An 18,397-nucleotide genomic window follows, 5' to 3' on the forward strand; every position below is an offset into this window, starting at 1 on the left:
CCGCACCCGGACAGCACGCCGCACGCGGCCAGAACACCGCACCCGGACAGCACGCCGCACGCGGCCAGAACACCGCACCGGCGCGGAAGGAGCACCCGCCATGACCCGCCCCGGCCTCTATGCCCTCGACCGGCTCCGCGTCGGTTCGGCCCCCGACTCCTGGGGCGTGTGGTTCCCCGACGACCCGCTACAGGTGCCCTGGGAGCGGTTTTTGGACGAGGTCGCCGAGGCGGGCTACGCGTGGATCGAGCTGGGCCCCTACGGCTACCTGCCCACCGACCCGGCGCGGCTGACCGCCGAGACCCAGCGGCGCGGGCTGCGCGTGTCCGCGGGCACGGTGTTCACCGCGCTGCACCGCGGCCCCGGAGTGTGGGACGCCACCTGGGAGCAGGTGGCGCGGGTGGCGGAGCTGACGCGGGCGATGGGCGCGGGGCACCTCGTCGTCATCCCGGCGTTCTGGCGCGACGACCGGACCGCCGCGCTGATCGAGTCACCGCACCTGACGCCGGAGCAGTTCCGCGCGCTCACCGGCGGCACCGAGGAGCTAGCGCGGCGCGTGCGCGAGGAGTACGGGCTCGGCGTCGTCGTCCACCCGCACGCGGACACCCACATCGACACCGAGGCCAACGTCACGCGCTTCCTGGACGCGACGGACCCCGCGCTGGTCAGCCTGTGTCTGGACACCGGGCACTACGCCTACTGCGGGGGCGACAGCGTGCGGCTCATCGAGACCTACGGTGAACGCATCGGCTACCTGCACCTCAAGCAGGTGGACCCGGACGTGCTCGCCGAGGTCGTGCGCGCGGGCACGCCGTTCGGCCCGGCCGTGCGGCAGGGCGTGATGTGCGAACCGCCGGGGGGCGTACCGGCGCTGGAACCTGTGCTGACCGCCGCGCAGGGCCTGGGCGTGGAGCTGTTCGCGATCGTCGAGCAGGACATGTATCCCTGCGAGCCGGACCGCCCCTTCCCCATCGCCGAGCGCACCCGCCGCTTCCTGCGTTCCTGTGGCGCTTAGGGCCACCGGCCGCGAGCCCCGGTCGGTGCCCGCGCACAGCATGGACCGGGGCTCGCGGGGGGGGGTGGGGCGTCAGTGCAGGTGGGCGGCGGCCTGCGGGGTGACCTTCGGTTCGGTGGGGGCGTCCAGGGGGGAGGGCGGCGGCTCCGCCTTGCGCGAACGCAGGTGGTTGAACAGGAGGTTGAGCAGGACGGCGAGGATACAGCCGGTGCTGATGCCGGAGTCCAGGATGATCGTCGCGCTGTCCGGGAACTGCGCGTAGAAGCCGTGCGCCATCTCCGGCGCCAGCCCGACGCCGAGGGTGACGGCGACGATGAGCGCGTTCTCGCCCTGGTCCAGGCCCGCCTGGACCAGGGTCTGGATGCCGCTGACCGCGATCGTGCCGAACAGGACGACGCCGACGCCCCCGAGGACGGGGAGCGGCACGGCCGAAACCAGCGCGGCGGCCACCGGGCACAGGCCCAGCAGGACGAGGATGGCGCCGCCGACGGCGACGACGAAGCGGCTGCGCACCTTCGACATGGCCACCAGGCCCACGTTCTGCGCGAAGGCGCTGGCCGCGAAGCCGTTGAAGACGGGGGCGACGGCGCTGCCGAGGGCGTCGGCGCGCAGACCGGCCGCGATGACCTTCTCGTCCACCGGCTTGTCCACGATCTTGCCCAGGGCGATCATGTCCGCCGTCGACTCGGTCATGATCACCAGCATCACGATGCACATCGAGATGATCGCCGGGAGGGAGAACTGCGGCGGGCCGAAGTGGAACGGCGTCGGGAAGCCGAACAGACCCGCCTCGCCCAGCTCGGAGAAGTCGGCCATGCCCAGCGGGATCGCGAGGAGCGTACCCGCGACCAGCCCGATGAGGATGGCGACCGACTGCAGGAAGCCGCGGGCGTAGCGGCGCACGGCCAGCGTGATGGCCAGGGCGATCGCGGCGAGCCCGATGTTGCCCATGGGCGCGGAGGAGCCGCCTTCACCGCCGCCGTCGGTGATCCAGCCGAACGCGACGGGCAGCAGGGACAGGCCGATGAGGGTGATGACGCTGCCCGTGACCACCGGCGGGAAGAACCGGACCAGCTTGCAGAACCAGCTGCTGAGCGCGAAGGCGAGGAGTCCGGCGACGATGACGGCGCCGAAGATGATCGGCAGGCCCGCGCTGGCGCCCTCGGCGGCGATGATCGCGGTCATCGCGGCGACGCCGCCGAAGGAGACGCCGTTGACGAAGGGCAGGCGGGCGCCGATCTTCCAGATCCCGAGGGTCTGGAGCAGGGTGGCTATGCCGGCGGTGAAGAGGCTGGCCGCCATCAGGAGCGTGGTGTCGGCCGGGTTGAGCTGGGCGGCGGCGCCGATGACGAGCGGGACGGCCACGACTCCGGCGTACATGGCGGCCACGTGCTGCAGGCCGCTGGTGATCATTTTCAGGGGAGGGAGGACTTCGTCGACGGGATGCCGGGCTGCCTCTGCTCGCGCGCTGTCGGTGCTGCTGGTGTTCCCGGTTCCGGGCCTGTCGGACACTCGGTCCTCCTGTCGGTTACTGCGCCGCTGGGGAAGCGACGGGCTTTCAGGGAGGGTGTGCGGTGTGGTGCCAGGGAGTGGGGGGTGCGGAGCGGAGGCGAAGGGGTACCGGGACGGGGCGCGTACCGTAGGGCGCGCCCCGTCCCGGCCGTTCGTTCAGGGCCCCGCTCGGGCCCTGAACCACCGGCCGGGAGCCGTCCCTCCCGGCCGGAGTCTTGAGATGTGGTGCGGCGGCGGCCTGGTGCCGCTTCGCGGGTGCCGCGTCAGGACGCCCCGGCGGCGATCCGGGCCAGGCGCTGGGCCTGGTCGCGGGTGCCGCGGGCGATGGCGTCCTCGTCCACCGTGGTGAGGTGGTGGTCCTCGACGACGGTTTTGCCGTTCACCAGGGACAGCGTCACGGGGGCCGCCGCGCCGAACACCAGGGCGGCGACCGGGTCGGCGATGGAGGAGTGGCCGATGCCGTCGAGCTTCCACAGCACCAGGTCCGCCAGCTTGCCGTTCTCCAGCGAGCCGATCTCCGCCGCGCGGCCAAGGACCTGGGCGCCGCCGAAGGTACCCAGACGCAGCGCCTGGCGGGCGTTCAGCGCGTTTTCCCGGTGCCGGCCGAGGCGGTTGATCAGCAGCGCGTTGCGCAGCTCGGTGTGCAGCTCGCCGGACTCGTTGGACGCGGTGCCGTCCACGCCGAGCCCGACGGGCACCCCGGCGGCGAGCAGGTCCGGCACCCGGGCGATGCCGGCGGCCAGGCGGGCGTTGGAAGAGGGGCAGTGGGCGACGCCGGTGCCGGTCCGGGCGAAGGCGGCGATGTCGGAGTCGTTCATGTGGACGCAGTGCGCCATCCACACGTCCGCACCGAGGTAACCCGTCGACTCGAAGTAGTCGGTGGGGCCCATGCCGAACAGTTCGTGGCAGAACTTCTCCTCCTCGACGGTCTCCGAGCCGTGGGTGTGCAGCCGCACCCCCTTGCGGCGGGCCAGCACGGCGGCCTCGCGCAGCAGCTCGGTGGTCACGGAGAAGGGCGAGCACGGCGCGGCGGCGATGTGCAGCATCGACCCGAACGACGCGTCGTGGTGGGTGTCGATGGCGGCCTCGGTCTCGGCGAGGGCCACCTCCAGGGTCTCGACGGCGAAGTCCGGGGGCAGGCCGCCGTGCGACTCGCCGCGGTCCATCGAGCCGCGGGCGGCGGTGAAGCGCACTCCCATCTCGCGGGCCGCGCGGATCTCCGCGCCCAGCAGGTCACCGGAGCCGCGCGGGAAGACGTAGTGGTGGTCCATGGCGGTGGTGACTCCGCCGCGGGCCATCATGCCCAGCGAGCCCTGGGCCGCGGAGTACACCATCTCCTCGTCGATGCGGGCCCAGACCGGGTACAGCGTGACGAGCCAGTTGAACAGGTTGCAGTCCTGGGCGAGGCCCCGGGTGAGCCACTGGTAGAAGTGGTGGTGGGTGTTGACCAGGCCGGGAGTGGCCAGGTGCCCGGTACCGTCCACGCGCCTGACGACGTGCTGAAGGCCCTCGGGAGCCGCGCCGGGCCCGACCGACTCGATGACATGATCCGCGACGACGATGTGCCCGGTGGCGTACTCGGTGTCCTCCGCGTCCACGGTGGCGATGGCGCAGTTCTCGATGACGATGCGCTCTGGCGCGGTACCAGCCATGGGATTACCTCGTGCTTCCCATCCGTCGAGCGGTGACGCCGACGCGCGTCGGGGTCCGGGGGCGGCCCGCCCGGGTAGGACGGGCCGCCCTTGCGGGCTTGGGCTCCTTACAGGTTGGTCATGTCAACCGGGATCTGCGGCTCGGCGCCGTCCCGCAAAATGGTGGCCTCGATGAGACCGTAGGGACGGTCCGCCGCGAAGTAGACCTCGTTGTCGTTCTTCAGCCCGAACGGCTCCAGGTCCACCAGGAAGTGGTGCTTGTTCGGCAGCGAGAAGCGGATCTCGTCGATCTCACCGCGGCTGTTGATGACGCGCGCGCCCATCTGGTACAGCGTCTGCTGCAGCGACAGCGAGTAGGTCTCGACGAAAGCGTCCAGCATGTGCTGCTTGGCCTTGGCGTAGCTGCGCTCCCAGTTGGGCATGCGCTGCTCGTCGCTCGTCCAGTTGTGGCGCCACCAGCTGGTCACCTGGGTCGCCAGGATGCGGTCGTACGCCTCCTTGAGGGTGGTGTACTTGTCCTTGACGTAGCCCCAGAACTCCGAGTTGGTGGAGTTCATGACGGTCAGGTCCTTCAGGCCGGAGAAGACCTGGAAGTTCTCGCCGTCGTAGGTGACCTGCGCGGTGCGGGTCTCCTGGCCGTTGCGGACGAAGGAGTGCTGGACCTGCTCGGAGCCGATGAACTGGCCGCCGCCCCCGGAGGTGACGATCCGGTCCCAGGCGTACTCCTCGATGCGGATGCGGGCCCGCTTGATCGGCTCCTGGGACTCGACGAAGTGCCGGGCCAGGTGGATGCCGAACTGCTCGGCGGACTCGATGCCGTGCTCCTTGGCGAACGCGAACACCGTGTTCTTGGTGGTATCGGTCGGCAGGCAGTTGGCGTTGGAGCCGGAGTAGTGGACGTCGTCCATGTCGCCGGAGAGGGCGACGGAGACGTTCAGGTCCTTGATGTGGTGGGTGTCCCCCTCGCGGGTGATCTTGACAACGCGGTTCTCCGCTTTGCCGTACTGGTTCTGACCGAGAATCACCGGGCGGGCCGGGCGGGAAGTAGCAGTCATGTCAGGTGTCAGCTCCCTCGGTACACGGAGTAGCCGAACGGGTTGAGCAGCAGCGGTACGTGGTAGTGCTCGCCCGGGGTCACGGCGAAGACGATCGCCACCTCGGGGAAGAAGACACCGCTGTCCCTTACGCGGGGGGCGTCCTGCTGTTCCTCGGCTTGCTGGGTGGAGAAGTACGGCTCGACCGCGAAGTCCAGCCGCACGTGGGTGGTGCCCTCCGGCAGGGCCGGAAGGTCCTTGCAGCGCCCGTCGTCGTCGGTCTTCGACGCGCCGTGCGCGGCCCAGGCGCCGTCGCCGCCAGTGCGGACCGACAGCTGGACGGCCACGCCGCCCGCCGGACGTCCGATGCTGGTGTCCAGGATGTGGGTGGACACCGAAGCGGTCGTCGGGGTGCTCATGTGGGTCAGGCTCCTTGTGCGAGGCGGGTCAGCCGGATGCGGTTGATCTTCACCAGTTCGGTGCGGACGTTCTCCCGCTCCCGCTCCGGCGTGTTGTCGATCCGGGCGCGGATCGCGTCGCGCATCTGCTCGCCGGTCAGGCCGGTGGCGCAGATGAGGAACACGTGTCCGAACTTGTCCTGGTAGGCCAGGTTCAGTTCGAGCATCTCGGCCTTGAGGTCCTCGGAGGCTCCGGCCATCCCGCGCTGCTCGCGCGAGGAGGTCGGGTCCCCCGGCTTGGGACGGCCGATGGGCGGGTGCCCGGCCATCGCCTCGGCCAGGTCGGCCGCACCGAGCTCGGCCATCGCGGCGTCGCTCGCGGTGAACAGAGCCGCGGCGTCGGCGTACGGACGCTGGGCGAGCAGCTTGCTCACCCACGTCGATGAGGCGCACACCTCGTGCAGCGCGGCGCGGGCGTCGCCCTCATCAGCGGTGTTGAACCGGGTCAGCCCCGGTGCCGTACTCGAAGTCACGGGAGCCTCTCTGGCCGGTGCGGGCGGTGTTGCTGCGCAATAGCTAAGCCGCCGGGGAACGCCCCGTCAACACTTTGTTGAACTTTCTTCGCCGAGCCGCGCCCGGGGCGGCTTGTCCGCCCGGGGCCGCAACCGCAGGCGGGGCATCCCTCTCCCCCACCGGGTACCCCGCCGCGCGGCCACCACCCGCGCGGCCCAAACTCCCCACCCGGACCGCACACCGTGCGGGGCAAGCGCGCCGCGGGAGCTACTGCCGGTTCAGGTAGTTGTAGACCGTGAAGCGGCTGACGCCGAGCGCGGTGGCGACCGTTTCGACGCCGTGCCGGACGGAGAACGCGCCGCGCGACTCCAGCAGGCGCACCACGCGCTGCTTGGACTTGCGGTCCAGCTCGCTCAGCGGGCGTCCCTCGGTGCGTTCGAGGGCGAGCAGAATGTGGTCCAGGGACTGCGACAGGTGGGGCAGGCGGACGGCGAGCACGTCCTCGCCCTCCCAGGCGAGCACGACGTCGCCCTCGCTGGCCGCGCCGACCTCGATGATCTCGCCGCCTATCGCATCCACCAGCGGCTTCACCGCGGAAGTGAAGGGATGTTCGCCCAAGCTACTCATGCGTCACCCGGCTCCTGGTCGTCGGATTCGACCACATTCACCTGCAATGACACGCGAGTCGCCCCGGCGGCCAGCGTCCGGCGTAGCATCTCGTCCACCACGGCGAGCACCTCGTCCGCGGCCCCTTCGGCCGTGTTGCCGAAGGGGCCCACGTCAACGGCGTCCAGGCCGGCGCGCTGCACGATGTCGCGCGCCACCACCGCGTGGGCTGGCGCCTCTTCCAGGTCGAACGGCTCGGTCGTGAACTCCACTTTCAATCGCACGGCCTCAACGTACCTCTCCGTACGCGGCCCGCCATCCCCCCTCAACCCCGGTTCCGGGCGCTCCCGGCGGGCACATTTCGGGCGGCCCTCTTGACAATTTGTTGAGTCGGCGGCACTCTTCCATCAGATAGAAACTAACTTCCGCGATACGGAAGGAGCGAGTCACCCCTCATGGGCTACACGGACACGCGCTTCACTGTGAACCTCTCGATCCTCTTCACGGAGTTCCCGCTGCTGGAGCGCCCGGCCGCCGCCGCGGCCGCGGGCTTCACCGCGGTGGAGCTGTGGTGGCCGTGGATCGACACCCCCACCCCGGACCAGGCCGAGCTGGACGCGCTGCGCAGTGCGCTCACCGACGCCGGTGTCCAGCTGACGGGGCTGAACTTCTACGCGGGCCAGCTGCCCGGCCCGGACCGGGGCGCCCTGTCGGTGCCCGGTGCGGAGTCGGAGAAGTTCCAGGCCAATATCGACGTGGCCGCCGACTTCGCCGCCTCCGTCGGCTGCACGGCGCTCAACGCCCTCTACGGCAACCGCGTGGACGGCGTGGACCCGGCCGTGCAGGACGAGCTGGCCCTGGAGAACCTCACCACGGCCGCCCGCGCCGCCGACCGCGTCGGGGCCGTGCTGCTGGTCGAGGCGCTGAACCAGCCCGAGTCGCCGAAGTACCCGCTGGTGAGCGCACCGGCCGCCGTCGAGGTCGTGGAGAAGGTCAACGCCGCCACCGGCCTGGGGAACGCCAAGTTCCTGATGGACCTCTACCACCTGTCCATGAACGGCGAGGACCTGGCCGAGATCATCGAGAAGTACACGGCCGTCACCGGGCACGTGCAGATCGCCGACAACCCCGGCCGCGGCGCCCCCGGCACCGGCGATCTGGACTTCGCCGACCTGCTCGACCGGCTGAAGAAGGCCGGTTACGACGGCTGGGTCGGCCTGGAGTACAAGGCGGGCGACGCGCCGAGCGGCAGCGCCTTCGAGTGGCTGCCCGCTCCGCTGCGCCCCGCCCCCTCCGCGAGCTGACGCGCCCGGGCTCCGGCGGCCCGCCCGGCCCCGCAGGCGGCCCCTCCCGCGTCCGCACCCAGCGAACTTTCCGTCCGCACGGCACGAAAGGCACCCGACCTCATGAGCAACACACTTCCCAAGATCGCCTGGATCGGCCTGGGCATCATGGGCTCCCCCATGGCCGAGAACCTGATCAAGGCCGGTTACTCCGTCACCGGCTTCACGCTGGAGCAGGACAAGCTCGACCGGCTCGCGGCAGCCGGCGGCACCGCCGCGTCCTCGATCGCCGGGGCGGTTAAAGACGCCGACGTGGTCATCACGATGGTTCCGGCCGACCCCCAGGTGAAGGCCGTCATCCTCGGCGAGGACGGCGTGATCGCCCACGCCCGGCAGGGCGCCACGATCATCGACATGTCCTCGATCACCCCGCAGACCTCCATCGCGGTGGCCGAGGCGGCCGCCGCCGCGGACAAGGACCTCAAGGTTCTCGACGCCCCGGTCTCCGGCGGTGAGGCAGGCGCCATCGAGGCCGTGCTGTCCATCATGGTCGGCGGCGAGCAGTCCGTCTTCGACCAGGCCAAGCCGATCCTCGACGCGCTGGGCAAGACCATCATCCTGTGCGGCCCGCACGGCGCCGGCCAGACGGTGAAGGCCGCCAACCAGCTCATCGTCGCCGTCAACATCCAGGCGTGCGCGGAGGCCGTGGTCTTCCTGGAGAAGTCCGGTGTGGACCTGGAGGCGGCCCTGGAGGTCCTCAATGGCGGGCTGGCCGGTTCCACCGTCCTGAGCCGCAAGAAGGACAACTTCATCAGCCGCGACTTCAAGCCGGGCTTCCGCATCGACCTGCACCACAAGGACATGGGCATCGTCACCGACGCCGCCCGCAGCGTCGGCGCCTCCCTGCCGGTCGGCGCGGTCGTCGCCCAGCTGGTCGCCTCGCTGCGCGCCCAGGGTGACGGCGGCCTGGACCACTCCGCCCTGCTGCGCGCCGTCGAGCGCCTGTCGGGCGACCAGGTGGCCTGAGCCACCCCACACTCCGGGCGGCGGCGCTGACAACCTGTCCTGTCGCGCCCAGGCGCCGCCGCCCGGTAATTCAACAAACTGTTGACGTGCTGCCGTAGCCGTCCTTACGCTCCATCTCCGCGGAAGGGTCTTCCGCGCTCCCGTACGGAAGGTCACCATGTCGAAGCCCACGCTGACGACCGAGTCCGGCGCCCCGGTCGCCGACAACCAGAACTCCGCCGCCGCAGGCGTCGGCGGTCCGCTGCTGATCCAGGACCAGCACCTGCTGGAGAAGCTGGCGCGCTTCAACCGCGAGCGCATCCCGGAGCGCGTCGTGCACGCCCGCGGCTCCGGTGCCTACGGCCACTTCGAGGTGACCGACGACGTCTCCGGTCTCACCCGCGCCGCCTTCCTGGACACCATCGGCAAGCGCACCGAGGTCTTCGTGCGCTTCTCCACCGTGGCCGACAACCTCGGCGGCGCCGACGCGGTGCGTGACCCGCGCGGCTTCGCGGTGAAGTTCTACACCGAGGAGGGCAACTACGACCTCGTCGGCAACAACACCCCGGTGTTCTTCATCAAGGACCCGCTGAAGTTCCCCGACTTCATCCACTCCCAAAAGCGCGACCCGTTCACCGGCAAGCAGGAGCCGGACAACGTCTGGGACTTCTGGGCCCACGCCCCCGAGGCCACTCACCAGGTCACCTGGCTCATGGGCGACCGCGGCATTCCGGCCTCCTACCGCCACATGAACGGCTACGGTTCCCACACCTACCAGTGGACCAACGCCGAGGGTGAGGCGTTCTTCGTCAAGTACCACTTCAAGACGAACCAGGGCATCCGCTGCCTGAGCAGCGACCAGGGCGCCGAGACGGCGGGCAAGGACGCCAACAGCCACCAGACGGACCTGCTGCAGGCCATCGAGCGGGGCGTGCACCCGTCGTGGACGCTGTACGTGCAGGTCATGCCGGCCGCCGAGGCCGCGGGCTACCGCTTCAACCCGTTCGACCTGACGAAGGTGTGGCCGCACGCCGACTACCCGCTGCGGCGGGTGGGCCGCCTGGTGCTGGACCGCAACCCCGACAACGTCTTCGCGGAGGTCGAGCAGGCCGCGTTCTCGCCGAACAACTTCGTCCCCGGCATCGGTCCGTCCCCGGACAAGATGCTCCAGGGCCGCCTGTTCGCCTACGCCGACGCGCACCGTTACCGCCTGGGCGTCAACCACACCCAGCTGCCGGTGAACGCCCCGAAGGCGACCCAGGCGAACAACTACGGCCGGGACGGATTCATGGCCACCAACCCGCAGGGGCGCGGCGCGAAGAACTACGAGCCCAACTCCTACGACGGCCCGGTGGAGACCGGCCAGGCGCTGGCCGCCCCCGTCGCCGTCTCCGGCTACACCGGCACCTACGAGACACCGCTGCACACCAAGGACGACGACTTCTTCCAGGCCGGTGAGCTCTACCGGCTGATGTCTGAGGACGAGAAGCAGCGCCTGGTGGCCAACATCGCCGGCGGCCTGTCCCAGGTGATCCGCGACGACGTCGTGGAGAAGAACCTCGCCCACTTCCACGCCGCCGACGCCGACTACGGCAAGCGCGTCGAGGAGGCCGTGCGCGAGCTGCGCGAGGGCTGAGCCCGCGCGCGGCTCGCGCGGAAAGCCGCGTGAGGGCTGATTGGGAGGTCAGCCCGAGCGCGTCCCGTCACCGTCGGCCCGTGGACGAGGGGTGGCCGACGGTACGGGACACCGCGTAGCCCCTCCCCCGGCCCGCCCGGTGGTTCGCCACCGTGGTCGCCGTGGGAGGGGCTGCCGAAGGCCCGCCCGGCGGCGCGAACGTCCTGTCGCGCCCAGCCTCGCCCCGTCGGGCGCACCACTCCCGGCCGGTCCCGCGGTTTGCCCGCGGGACCGGCACCGTTTCGGAGACGATGGCCCCATGGCGGACACGACACGGCCCGAACCCCGGTACGAGCCGGTGTGCTGCCCGGTGTGCCGGCGCGAGCACGTCTACGCCCCGCCCGTCTACCCGTGTCCGTGCGGGGCGCCCGTCCCCCTGCCGCTGCTGCGCGGCGGCGTGCCCGTCCGCGTGCGGCACCGGACGTGGGACGGGTCCTGGGTCACCGTGCGCTGCGGCGGCTGCGGCCAGGAAGGCCACTGGCCGCAACCCGAACTGGGCTGCCCGTGCGGTGCGCTGCTCGCACTGCCGGTGGACCGGCGGGCGGCGGGCACGCCTCCGGCGGCGTCGGGGACGGCCCCCGGGCTCTTCGCCGGGGCCGCCGAGTCCGCCGGGGTCCGCGCCGAGAGGCCCGCGTTCACCCCGGTCACCATCCGCACCGGTCGCGACGCGGTGCTGGCCGCCGCGCACTTCCTGCGCTGGCTCGGCTTCCACGAGGTCCGGGCGGCGCAGACCTCACCGGCGTCCGGCATCGACCTGCGCGGACCCGGAGTCGTCGCCCGCGTCGATCCCTCCACCTCGCCCATGGAGGCGGCGGCGGTGGAGACGCTGTGGCTGACCGGGCTGCACGCGTCGGTGACGGCGGTGTGCTTCGCGCTGGCCGGATACGCGCCCGAGGCCCGGACGCGCGGCGAGGTGCTGGGCGTGCCGCTGTTCGTGCTGGACCTGACGGGCACACCGCAGCCGGTCAACGACGCGGCCGAACGCCTGACGTAACCCCGGCCCCCTCCCCTCCCTCCCGAAGCTTGGGGCTCTCCCCGGGCGACTTCGCCACCAGGTCCGGTAGCGGGGCCGGGGGCTCTCCCGACGTCGTGAGAAGACCCCAGAGGCGAGCCTTGTTTCCTCATGGTGGAAACTTCTATCCGCACAGCGGTACGGGACTTGACGAGCCGCACCCCGCTCCGTACTCTCATTTCATATTGCAGAACGTGTATTCCGTATAGTGGAAAACGAAGCGGAAAGCCACGCACGGTCGACTCAGGAGCACTCCATGCCTCGTATGACCGCCGCCCGCGCGGCCGTTGAGATCCTCAAGCGTGAAGGCATCGACACCGCTTTCGGTGTGCCGGGCGCGGCGATCAACCCCTTCTACCGCGAGCTCAAGAACGCCGGCGGCATCGGCCATACGCTGGCCCGCCACGTCGAGGGCGCCTCGCACATGGCCGAGGGCTACACCCGCGCCAAGGCTGGCAATATCGGGGTCTGCATCGGTACCTCAGGACCGGCCGGAACCGACATGATCACCGGCCTGTACTCCGCGATCGCGGACTCGATCCCGATCCTGTGCATCACCGGCCAGGCCCCGGTCTCCAAGCTCCACAAGGAGGACTTCCAGGCCGTTGACATCGCCTCGATCGCGGGTCCGGTCACCAAGGCCGCCACCACGGTCCTGGAGCCCTCGCAGGTCCCCGGCGTCTTCCAGCAGGCGTTCCACCTGATGCGCTCCGGCCGTCCCGGCCCGGTCCTCATCGACCTGCCGATCGACGTCCAGCTGGCCGAGATCGAGTTCGACCCCGAGACCTACGCGCCGCTGCCGGTCTACCAGCCCTCCGCGACCCGCGCCCAGGCGGAGAAGGCCCTGAGCTTCCTGCTGGAGTCCCAGCGCCCGCTGATCGTCGCCGGTGGCGGCATCATCAACGCCGACGCCTCGGACCTGCTGGTCGAGTTCGCCGAGCTGACGAGCATCCCGGTCATCTCCACCCTGATGGGCTGGGGCACCATCCCCGACGACCACGAGCTGGCCGCCGGCATGGTGGGCGTGCAGACCGCCCACCGCTACGGCAACGCGACGTTCCTGGAGTCGGACTTCGTCCTCGGCATCGGCAACCGCTGGGCCAACCGCCACACGGGCTACAACCTGGAGGCGTACACCAAGGGCCGGAAGTTCGTCCACGTGGACATCGAGCCCACCCAGCTCGGCAAGATCTTCGCCCCGGACTACGGCATCGCCTCCGACGCCAAGGCCGCCCTGGAGCTCTTCGTCGAGATCGCCCGGGAGTGGAAGGCCGCCGGCAAGCTGCCGGACTTCTCCGCCTGGGCCGCCTCCGCCCAGGAGCGCAAGGCCACCCTCCAGCGCCGCACGCACTTCGACAACATCCCGATGAAGCCGCAGCGCGTGTACGAGGAGATGAACAAGGCGTTCGGCCCGGAGGCCCGCTACGTCACCACCATCGGCCTCTCGCAGATCGCCGCCGCGCAGTTCCTGCACGTCTACAAGCCGCGCCACTGGATCAACTGCGGCCAGGCCGGCCCGCTCGGCTGGACCATCCCGGCCGCCATCGGTGCCGCCACCGCGGACCCGCAGACCCCGGTCGTCGCCCTGTCCGGTGACTACGACTTCCAGTTCATGATCGAGGAGCTGGCGGTCGCCGCCCAGCACAAGGTCCCCTACGTCCATGTCCTGGTGAACAACGCCTACCTCGGGCTGATCCGGCAGGCCCAGATCGGCCTGGACATCAACTTCCAGGTCAACCTCGAATTCGAGAACATCAACACCCCCGAGATCGGCGCCTACGGGGTGGACCACGTCAAGGTCGCCGAGGGTCTGGGCGTCAAGGCCATCCGCGTCACCGACCCGAACGAGCTGGGCGCGGCCCTGGAGCAGGCCAAGAAGCTCGCCGTCGAGCACCAGGTCCCCGTCGTCGTCGAGGCCATCCTGGAGCGCATCACCAACATCTCCATGAGCAAGACGGTCGACATGAGCGACGTCACCGAGTTCGAAGAGCTCGCCACGGAGCCCGGCCACGCGCCGACGGCGATCAAGCCGCTGAAGGTCTGAGGCGCCGCCAGGCCCGGGGCACTCCGTGCCGCCGCTGACCGCCCCCACGAACCCCCGCTCACCTGACGGTCCGGGGACAGCAGGCCGATGGCCCGAGCACTCCGCTCGGGCCATCGGTCTTTCCGGCTCAACGGCGCCCGGGGCCGCCATGCCGGACATGACGCAAGAGTGAGGTGCGCGGCTCGGCGGCGCTGATGGTGCACGATCAGAGGTGTGCGGACATACGAGTATGACCAGCTGACGAATACCACCGCCGCGCCGAGACCCGTAGCGGCGCCGACGGCGCCACGGGCGGTGCGGCAGGCCCGCCCACGGCGCCGCTGGCTGACCGCGTCCGCCGCCGTCCTGCTGCTCCCGCCGAGCGCCGCGCTCACCGCCCGCGTGCTCGACGTGGACGGGCCGCTGCCGCTCCCCCAGCTGCTGGCCTTCCTGCCCTGGTTCCTGGTGCCGGGCTGGCTGGCGCTGGCGGGCGGCGTGCTGGCGCGCCGCCCGCTGCTCACCGGCTGGTCGCTGGCCGTGCTCGGGACGACGGCCTGGTTTCTCCAGCCCCACGGCGCCGAGCAGCGCGTGCCCACCCAGGAGCCCCTGGCGCAGGTCCGGGTGCTGACGGCGAACCTGGAGTTCGGAGCCGCCACCGAGAGCCTGTTTCAGGCGCTGCGCCGCGAGAGGCCCCACCTGGTGTCCGTCCAGGAGTGCGACCGGCGCTGCGCCGCCGCGCTGGAGACGGCCGAGTGGCGCGAGGCGTACCCGTACCGGGTGATCGCCGGCCGCGAACCGGCCGAGGGCTCGGCGCTGCTGAGCGTCTACCCGCTCAGCGAGGAGAGCCGCATCCCGGGCACGCTGTCCATGCCGGGCGCGGTGGCCGACGTGCACGGGGTGCCGCTGCGGGTGCAGGTCGTCCACCCGATGCCGCCCCGGCTGGGCTCGATGGACGCCTGGGCGGCGGAGCTGGGCCACGTGCGCAAGGCGGCCGGAGGGCGGGGCGAGACCCGCACCGTCTTCGCCGGTGACTTCAACGCCGGGCAGGACCACGCCGCCTTCCGGGCCGTCCTCGACACCGGCCTGCGCGACGCCGCCCGCCTCCTGGGCCACTCCCGCACGCCCAGCTGGCCCTCGGCCACCGCGCCCTGGCTGGGCACGCAGATCGACCACGTCCTGGTCAGCGAGGGCGTCGTGCCGGTGGACGGCAGGTTCCTCGACCTGCCCGGAACCGACCACCGGGCACTGCTCACCGACCTCCAGCTGCACTGACGGAGCGCCGCCCGGGCGCTGACGTACGTCACAGCCGGGAACCACCATGGCGGCATCCGGCGTTGTGGGAACCAGCGGCCGGTTTCCTGCGGCCACCGGGGGCGAGCGACGGAAGGGGACGGTCGTGAACCTGCTCGATGCCGTGCTGGTGCTGGCAGTGGTGCTGTTCGCGGTGTCCGGCTGGCAGCGCGGGCTGGTGGCGGCGGTGGCGGCGTTCGCCGGGTTCCTCGGCGGCGCGGTGATCGGCATCTGGCTGCTGCCCTACACCCTCGAGCTGGTGGAGCGGGGCAGCACGGCGGCCACGGCGGTCGCCGTGCTCACACTGTTGCTCCCCGCCGGGCTGGGGCACGCGCTGGCCTCCCGGCTCGGGTGGGAGCTGCGCGGTGCCGTGCGCTGGGCGCCCGTGCGCTGGCTGGACGGCCTCGGGGGTGCGCTGGCCAACGCGGTCGCGGTGCTGGTGGTGGCGTGGGTGGCGGCGAGCGCGCTGGTCAGCTCGCCCTCGCCGGAGGTGGCCCAGGCTATCCGCGGCTCCAGCGTGCTCGGCGCGGTGCACGAGCGCATGCCGGGCCAGGCCCCGGTCTGGTTCAGCCGGGCCACCAACGCGCTGACGACGGCGGGCTTCCCGCAGGTGTTCAACCCCTTCGAGAGCGAACCGGTCACCGGCGTGGCCGAGCCGACCGGGGACGCGGTGACGCGGGCGGCCACCGAGGCCGCGCAGCGCAGCTCGGTGAAGGTGGAGGGCGTGGCACAGGTCGAGGGCCGCCGCCAGGGCCAGGAGGGCAGCGGCTTCACCTACGCCCCCCAGCGGGTGATGACCAACGCGCACGTGGTCGCGGGCGTGGACGCACCCACCGTCCGCGTCGGCGGCGTCGGGCCCGCGCTGCCGGCGACCGTCGTCCACTTCGACCCGGACATCGACGTCGCCGTGCTCTATGTGCCGGATCTGGCGGCGCCGGTCCTTCAGTTCACCGGCGACGGCTCCCGTGGCGACCCGGCCGTCGTCGCCGGGTACCCGGAGAACGGCGGGCTCGACCTCCAGGCGGCCACCGTCGCGGGTGAGGTCACCGCGCGCGGCCAGGACATCTACGGCACCTCCATGGTCACGCGGGAGATCCACCCGCTGCGCGGCACCGTGCGCCCGGGAAACTCCGGTGGCCCGCTGCTCACCCCGACCGGTGAGGTCTACGGCGTCATCTTCGCCCGCTCGGTCAGCGATCCGGGTACCGGCTACGCCCTGACGTCCGCGCAGGTGAGCCGCGCTGCCCAGCTCGGCGCCGCCACCACGGCCCCGGCCGACACCGGCGACCGCGCGGCAGCCCGCTGACCGGCGGCGGCCGGCCGCCGGGACGCTGCGGGGTCTGACGGGCCTCCCCCGGTGGGCCGGCCGGAGGAGGCCCACCGGCTGCGGCGGCCGGTCAGAACCGGACGTCGGAGCAGGCGTAGAAGGCGTTGTTCGTGTCGGCGATGTTCCACACCGCCAGGATCAGGTGATGTCCGGACTTGCCGCTGGGGAGGCGGCCGGTGTGGCTCTCGGTCGCGCCGGGCCGACGGCCGCCGAGGTCCACGGTGAGGAAGGGGGTGCGCTCCAGGTCAGCGCGGGTGAGCCGCAGGCCGGGGCGCCAGTCGTCCCGGGTGATGTAGTACTGGTACGTACTCGTGCTGTGGGGCGCGGTGTTGCGCCAGGTGAAGGTGTACTGCTGCCCGCTGTTCAGCTGGGTCGTCGGCCAGTTGCCGCCCCGTGGGTCGTCCAGTTCCGCGAACCGGGCGTTGCCGCCGGAGCACAGGGTGCCGTCGGAGGGGCCGCGCGCGGGGAAGCCGCCCGGGCCTTCCACACTCTGCGGCTCCCACCGGATCTGCCCGCAGCCGGTGACCGTGCCCTGCGCACAGTGCAGCTGCCGGCTGACCGGGGAGGTGGAGTAGCCGTGGGCCGAGGCGTGGCCCGCGGTCGCGAGCACGGTCGCGGCGGCGATGCCCAACGCCGCCGCAACGGAGGTGAGTTTGCGCATGATGCGCTCCTGCCTGAAGAACGTGGGGGTGTTCTGCGAGCGTTGGTCCAGACCACAATCGAAGCTAGCGAGACGCCATGCACATGTCTAGAAGGGGGACGCGATCCGGCCGCCCCGGCCGTTCCCGGCGGTCAGCCGAGCAGGCCGATGAGGCGTTCCCCGGTCTCGGTCTGCCACACGCGTACGTACTGACCCTGGCGTTCGCGGAGGACCAGCCCCGCGGCCTCCAGATGGTTGCAGTGGTGGGTGACGGCGCTCGGCGCACAGTGGAGCGCCGCGCTGACCTGGCCCATCGTCGGCCCGCTGCGCGCGAGCCGCAGCATCCGGGCCCGCACGGGACCCAGCACGGCTTCCGCGCGGTCCGGCGCCGACGCGTGCGCCAGTGCGCCCCGGAGTCCGCCCGTCCCGGGCAGGGGATAGCCGAACCAGACACAGTCGGGCAGATCGACGTTGAGCACCGAGGCTGAGACACCGGAAACCAGCGGCACCAAGACGATCCGCCGCCCCCGGAGGGCGACCGCCTTGGCACACGGGTCGGGGAGGGCGAGGGTGGTCTGCGTGAAGGTCACCCGCGGGCTGAGGGCCCGCAGGACGGGGTACATGGCGCCGGTCACCGCCGCCGCTCCGATGCGCTGGGTCTCCTGTTCCAGGAGGCCCTGAGCGCGGTGCCACCGCGGGGCGAACCGCTCCCACACGGTGCGCAGCAGCGTCAGGTACGCGTCCATGAAGCCCCGCGGGTCGTCCACCACCCGCTGCCAGCCCACGGGCAGACCGCCGGGGTGGTCGGCGGTGAGGTCCGCGTACAGGGTGTCGGCATCCGTCTCGCGGATGCGGTCGAGCTGGGCCCCCACGCCGTCGACGTCCAGTGGGGAGGGCGTCAGGCAGTCCGGAAGCCAGAACGTTCCGGGGGCGAAGGCGGGGCGCAGGGCTTCCACCGCACGCGGCGCGCACAGCTCGCGCACCGTCCGGCGCCAGGCTGGAGGCACTCCCTGGGGGGCCGCGCCCAAGGCGTCGGCCACGAGTGAGAGCATGCTGGCCACCGGCTGACGTCCCACGGCCACGCGGGCATCGTCCAGCCGCCCAACCTCCACCACGGAGACGCCCATACCGCCCCCTGCCCCTTCTCGGTCGGCGCCAGCCAGCGGATTCGCGGGATACCGGCTCGGCTCAGCGGCGCACTGGGAAGGACCTTACCGCTCCGCCCGGCCGCCGTGCACGAGTGCGGCGACCGGCGGCGTTTGCACGATGGTTGAAAAGCCTGGACCCGGGGCGCCGCACCTGGTTCCGTGGATGGGGCGGGGGACAGCCGCCGTCGCGGGGTCACAGCTCCGTGGCGGCGGCTGCTGCGGCTCCCCTGCTGCATCTGGCCGGGGTGCCCTTGGGCGCCGTGG

The 18,397-nt window shown here is 71.6% G+C and carries 17 protein-coding genes; 8 read left to right on the forward strand and 9 right to left on the reverse strand.

What is annotated here, in order from left to right:
* Window positions 1–100 precede the first annotated feature (100 nt).
* Entirely contained in the window at window positions 101–1,015 is a 915-nt protein-coding gene (locus JJV70_RS00545) for a sugar phosphate isomerase/epimerase (protein WP_219045479.1), read from the forward strand.
* A gap of 72 nt (window positions 1,016–1,087) precedes the next feature.
* Here JJV70_RS00545 and JJV70_RS00550 read toward each other — a convergent pair whose 3' ends face one another.
* The 7 genes from JJV70_RS00550 to JJV70_RS00580 all read right to left on the reverse strand — a co-directional run bounded on the left by JJV70_RS00550 (window position 1,088) and on the right by JJV70_RS00580 (window position 7,014).
* Window positions 1,088–2,428 carry a nucleobase:cation symporter-2 family protein gene (locus tag JJV70_RS00550; RefSeq protein WP_219045480.1) on the reverse strand — a complete coding sequence of 447 codons (1,341 nt, stop codon included), beginning with the start codon at window positions 2,426–2,428 and terminating at the stop codon, window positions 1,088–1,090.
* 362 nt (window positions 2,429–2,790) lie between these two features.
* Window positions 2,791–4,179 (reverse strand): 8-oxoguanine deaminase, encoded by a 1,389-nt coding sequence (locus tag JJV70_RS00555; protein ID WP_219045481.1) that lies wholly within the window; start codon window positions 4,177–4,179, stop codon window positions 2,791–2,793.
* A 107-nt stretch (window positions 4,180–4,286) separates the two neighbouring features.
* Complete coding sequence (pucL, locus tag JJV70_RS00560) at window positions 4,287–5,234, reverse strand: factor-independent urate hydroxylase (RefSeq protein ID WP_219045482.1); 948 nt, start codon at window positions 5,232–5,234, stop codon at window positions 4,287–4,289.
* An 8-nt stretch (window positions 5,235–5,242) separates the two neighbouring features.
* Window positions 5,243–5,632 carry a hydroxyisourate hydrolase gene (uraH, locus tag JJV70_RS00565; protein WP_219045483.1) on the reverse strand — a complete coding sequence of 130 codons (390 nt, stop codon included), beginning with the start codon at window positions 5,630–5,632 and terminating at the stop codon, window positions 5,243–5,245.
* 5 nt (window positions 5,633–5,637) lie between these two features.
* Complete coding sequence (uraD, locus tag JJV70_RS00570; RefSeq protein WP_219045484.1) at window positions 5,638–6,144, reverse strand: 2-oxo-4-hydroxy-4-carboxy-5-ureidoimidazoline decarboxylase; 507 nt, start codon at window positions 6,142–6,144, stop codon at window positions 5,638–5,640.
* Window positions 6,145–6,391: 247 nt separating this feature from the next.
* The gene (locus tag JJV70_RS00575; protein ID WP_219045485.1) at window positions 6,392–6,751 is read right to left on the reverse strand and encodes a helix-turn-helix domain-containing protein; all 360 of its coding nucleotides are present in this window, start codon (window positions 6,749–6,751) and stop codon (window positions 6,392–6,394) included.
* Window positions 6,748–7,014, reverse strand: coding sequence for a thiamine-binding protein (locus tag JJV70_RS00580; RefSeq protein ID WP_219045486.1), 267 nt, complete (start codon window positions 7,012–7,014; stop codon window positions 6,748–6,750). Before JJV70_RS00580 ends, JJV70_RS00575 begins: the two co-directional genes overlap by 4 nt.
* A 171-nt stretch (window positions 7,015–7,185) precedes the next feature.
* Between JJV70_RS00580 and JJV70_RS00585 the strand changes: the two genes are divergently transcribed.
* The 7 genes from JJV70_RS00585 (at window position 7,186) to JJV70_RS00615 (ending at window position 16,324) form a co-directional block, all read left to right on the forward strand.
* A complete protein-coding gene (locus JJV70_RS00585; protein WP_219045487.1) occupies window positions 7,186–8,034 on the forward strand; it encodes a TIM barrel protein in 849 nt (282 codons plus the stop codon).
* A gap of 102 nt (window positions 8,035–8,136) precedes the next feature.
* Window positions 8,137–9,039, forward strand: coding sequence for a 2-hydroxy-3-oxopropionate reductase (locus JJV70_RS00590; RefSeq protein ID WP_219045488.1), 903 nt, complete (start codon window positions 8,137–8,139; stop codon window positions 9,037–9,039).
* A 157-nt stretch (window positions 9,040–9,196) separates the two neighbouring features.
* The gene (locus tag JJV70_RS00595) at window positions 9,197–10,654 is read left to right on the forward strand and encodes a catalase (RefSeq protein ID WP_219045489.1); all 1,458 of its coding nucleotides are present in this window, start codon (window positions 9,197–9,199) and stop codon (window positions 10,652–10,654) included.
* A gap of 298 nt (window positions 10,655–10,952) precedes the next feature.
* Window positions 10,953–11,687, forward strand: a complete 735-nt coding sequence (locus tag JJV70_RS00600; protein WP_219045490.1) for a hypothetical protein — start codon at window positions 10,953–10,955, stop codon at window positions 11,685–11,687.
* A gap of 274 nt (window positions 11,688–11,961) precedes the next feature.
* A complete protein-coding gene (gene gcl, locus JJV70_RS00605; protein WP_219045491.1) occupies window positions 11,962–13,749 on the forward strand; it encodes a glyoxylate carboligase in 1,788 nt (595 codons plus the stop codon).
* 213 nt (window positions 13,750–13,962) lie between these two features.
* Window positions 13,963–15,000 carry an endonuclease/exonuclease/phosphatase family protein gene (locus tag JJV70_RS23090; protein ID WP_308294616.1) on the forward strand — a complete coding sequence of 346 codons (1,038 nt, stop codon included), beginning with the start codon at window positions 13,963–13,965 and terminating at the stop codon, window positions 14,998–15,000.
* Window positions 15,001–15,124: 124 nt separating this feature from the next.
* On the forward strand, window positions 15,125–16,324 hold the full coding sequence (locus JJV70_RS00615) for a MarP family serine protease (protein ID WP_219045492.1): 1,200 nt from the start codon (window positions 15,125–15,127) through the stop codon (window positions 16,322–16,324).
* Between the two features lie 91 nt (window positions 16,325–16,415).
* Here JJV70_RS00615 and JJV70_RS00620 read toward each other — a convergent pair whose 3' ends face one another.
* Together JJV70_RS00620 and JJV70_RS00625 are read right to left on the reverse strand one after the other, a co-directional pair.
* Complete coding sequence (locus tag JJV70_RS00620) at window positions 16,416–17,006, reverse strand: lytic polysaccharide monooxygenase (RefSeq protein WP_219045493.1); 591 nt, start codon at window positions 17,004–17,006, stop codon at window positions 16,416–16,418.
* 131 nt (window positions 17,007–17,137) lie between these two features.
* Complete coding sequence (locus JJV70_RS00625; RefSeq protein WP_219045494.1) at window positions 17,138–18,112, reverse strand: helix-turn-helix transcriptional regulator; 975 nt, start codon at window positions 18,110–18,112, stop codon at window positions 17,138–17,140.
* Window positions 18,113–18,397: the final 285 nt, after the last annotated feature.

The sequence above is a fragment of the Streptomyces sp. JJ66 genome, assembly GCF_019303495.1.
GTDB lineage: Bacteria > Actinomycetota > Actinomycetes > Streptomycetales > Streptomycetaceae > Streptomyces.

What these genes read in the sequence shown, in the direction of transcription:
- JJV70_RS00545 (WP_219045479.1), top strand. Translation starts at nt 101, where the DNA reads ATGACCCGCCCCGGCCTCTATGCCCTCGACCGGCTCCGCGTCGGTTCG.
- JJV70_RS00550 (WP_219045480.1), bottom strand. Translation starts at nt 2,428, where the DNA reads ATGATCACCAGCGGCCTGCAGCACGTGGCCGCCATGTACGCCGGAGTC.
- JJV70_RS00555 (WP_219045481.1), bottom strand. Translation starts at nt 4,179, where the DNA reads ATGGCTGGTACCGCGCCAGAGCGCATCGTCATCGAGAACTGCGCCATC.
- pucL (WP_219045482.1), bottom strand. Translation starts at nt 5,234, where the DNA reads ATGACTGCTACTTCCCGCCCGGCCCGCCCGGTGATTCTCGGTCAGAAC.
- uraH (WP_219045483.1), bottom strand. Translation starts at nt 5,632, where the DNA reads ATGAGCACCCCGACGACCGCTTCGGTGTCCACCCACATCCTGGACACC.
- JJV70_RS00575 (WP_219045485.1), bottom strand. Translation starts at nt 6,751, where the DNA reads ATGAGTAGCTTGGGCGAACATCCCTTCACTTCCGCGGTGAAGCCGCTG.
- JJV70_RS00585 (WP_219045487.1), top strand. Translation starts at nt 7,186, where the DNA reads ATGGGCTACACGGACACGCGCTTCACTGTGAACCTCTCGATCCTCTTC.
- JJV70_RS00590 (WP_219045488.1), top strand. Translation starts at nt 8,137, where the DNA reads ATGAGCAACACACTTCCCAAGATCGCCTGGATCGGCCTGGGCATCATG.
- JJV70_RS00595 (WP_219045489.1), top strand. Translation starts at nt 9,197, where the DNA reads ATGTCGAAGCCCACGCTGACGACCGAGTCCGGCGCCCCGGTCGCCGAC.
- JJV70_RS00600 (WP_219045490.1), top strand. Translation starts at nt 10,953, where the DNA reads ATGGCGGACACGACACGGCCCGAACCCCGGTACGAGCCGGTGTGCTGC.
- gcl (WP_219045491.1), top strand. Translation starts at nt 11,962, where the DNA reads ATGCCTCGTATGACCGCCGCCCGCGCGGCCGTTGAGATCCTCAAGCGT.
- JJV70_RS00620 (WP_219045493.1), bottom strand. Translation starts at nt 17,006, where the DNA reads ATGCGCAAACTCACCTCCGTTGCGGCGGCGTTGGGCATCGCCGCCGCG.
- JJV70_RS00625 (WP_219045494.1), bottom strand. Translation starts at nt 18,112, where the DNA reads ATGGGCGTCTCCGTGGTGGAGGTTGGGCGGCTGGACGATGCCCGCGTG.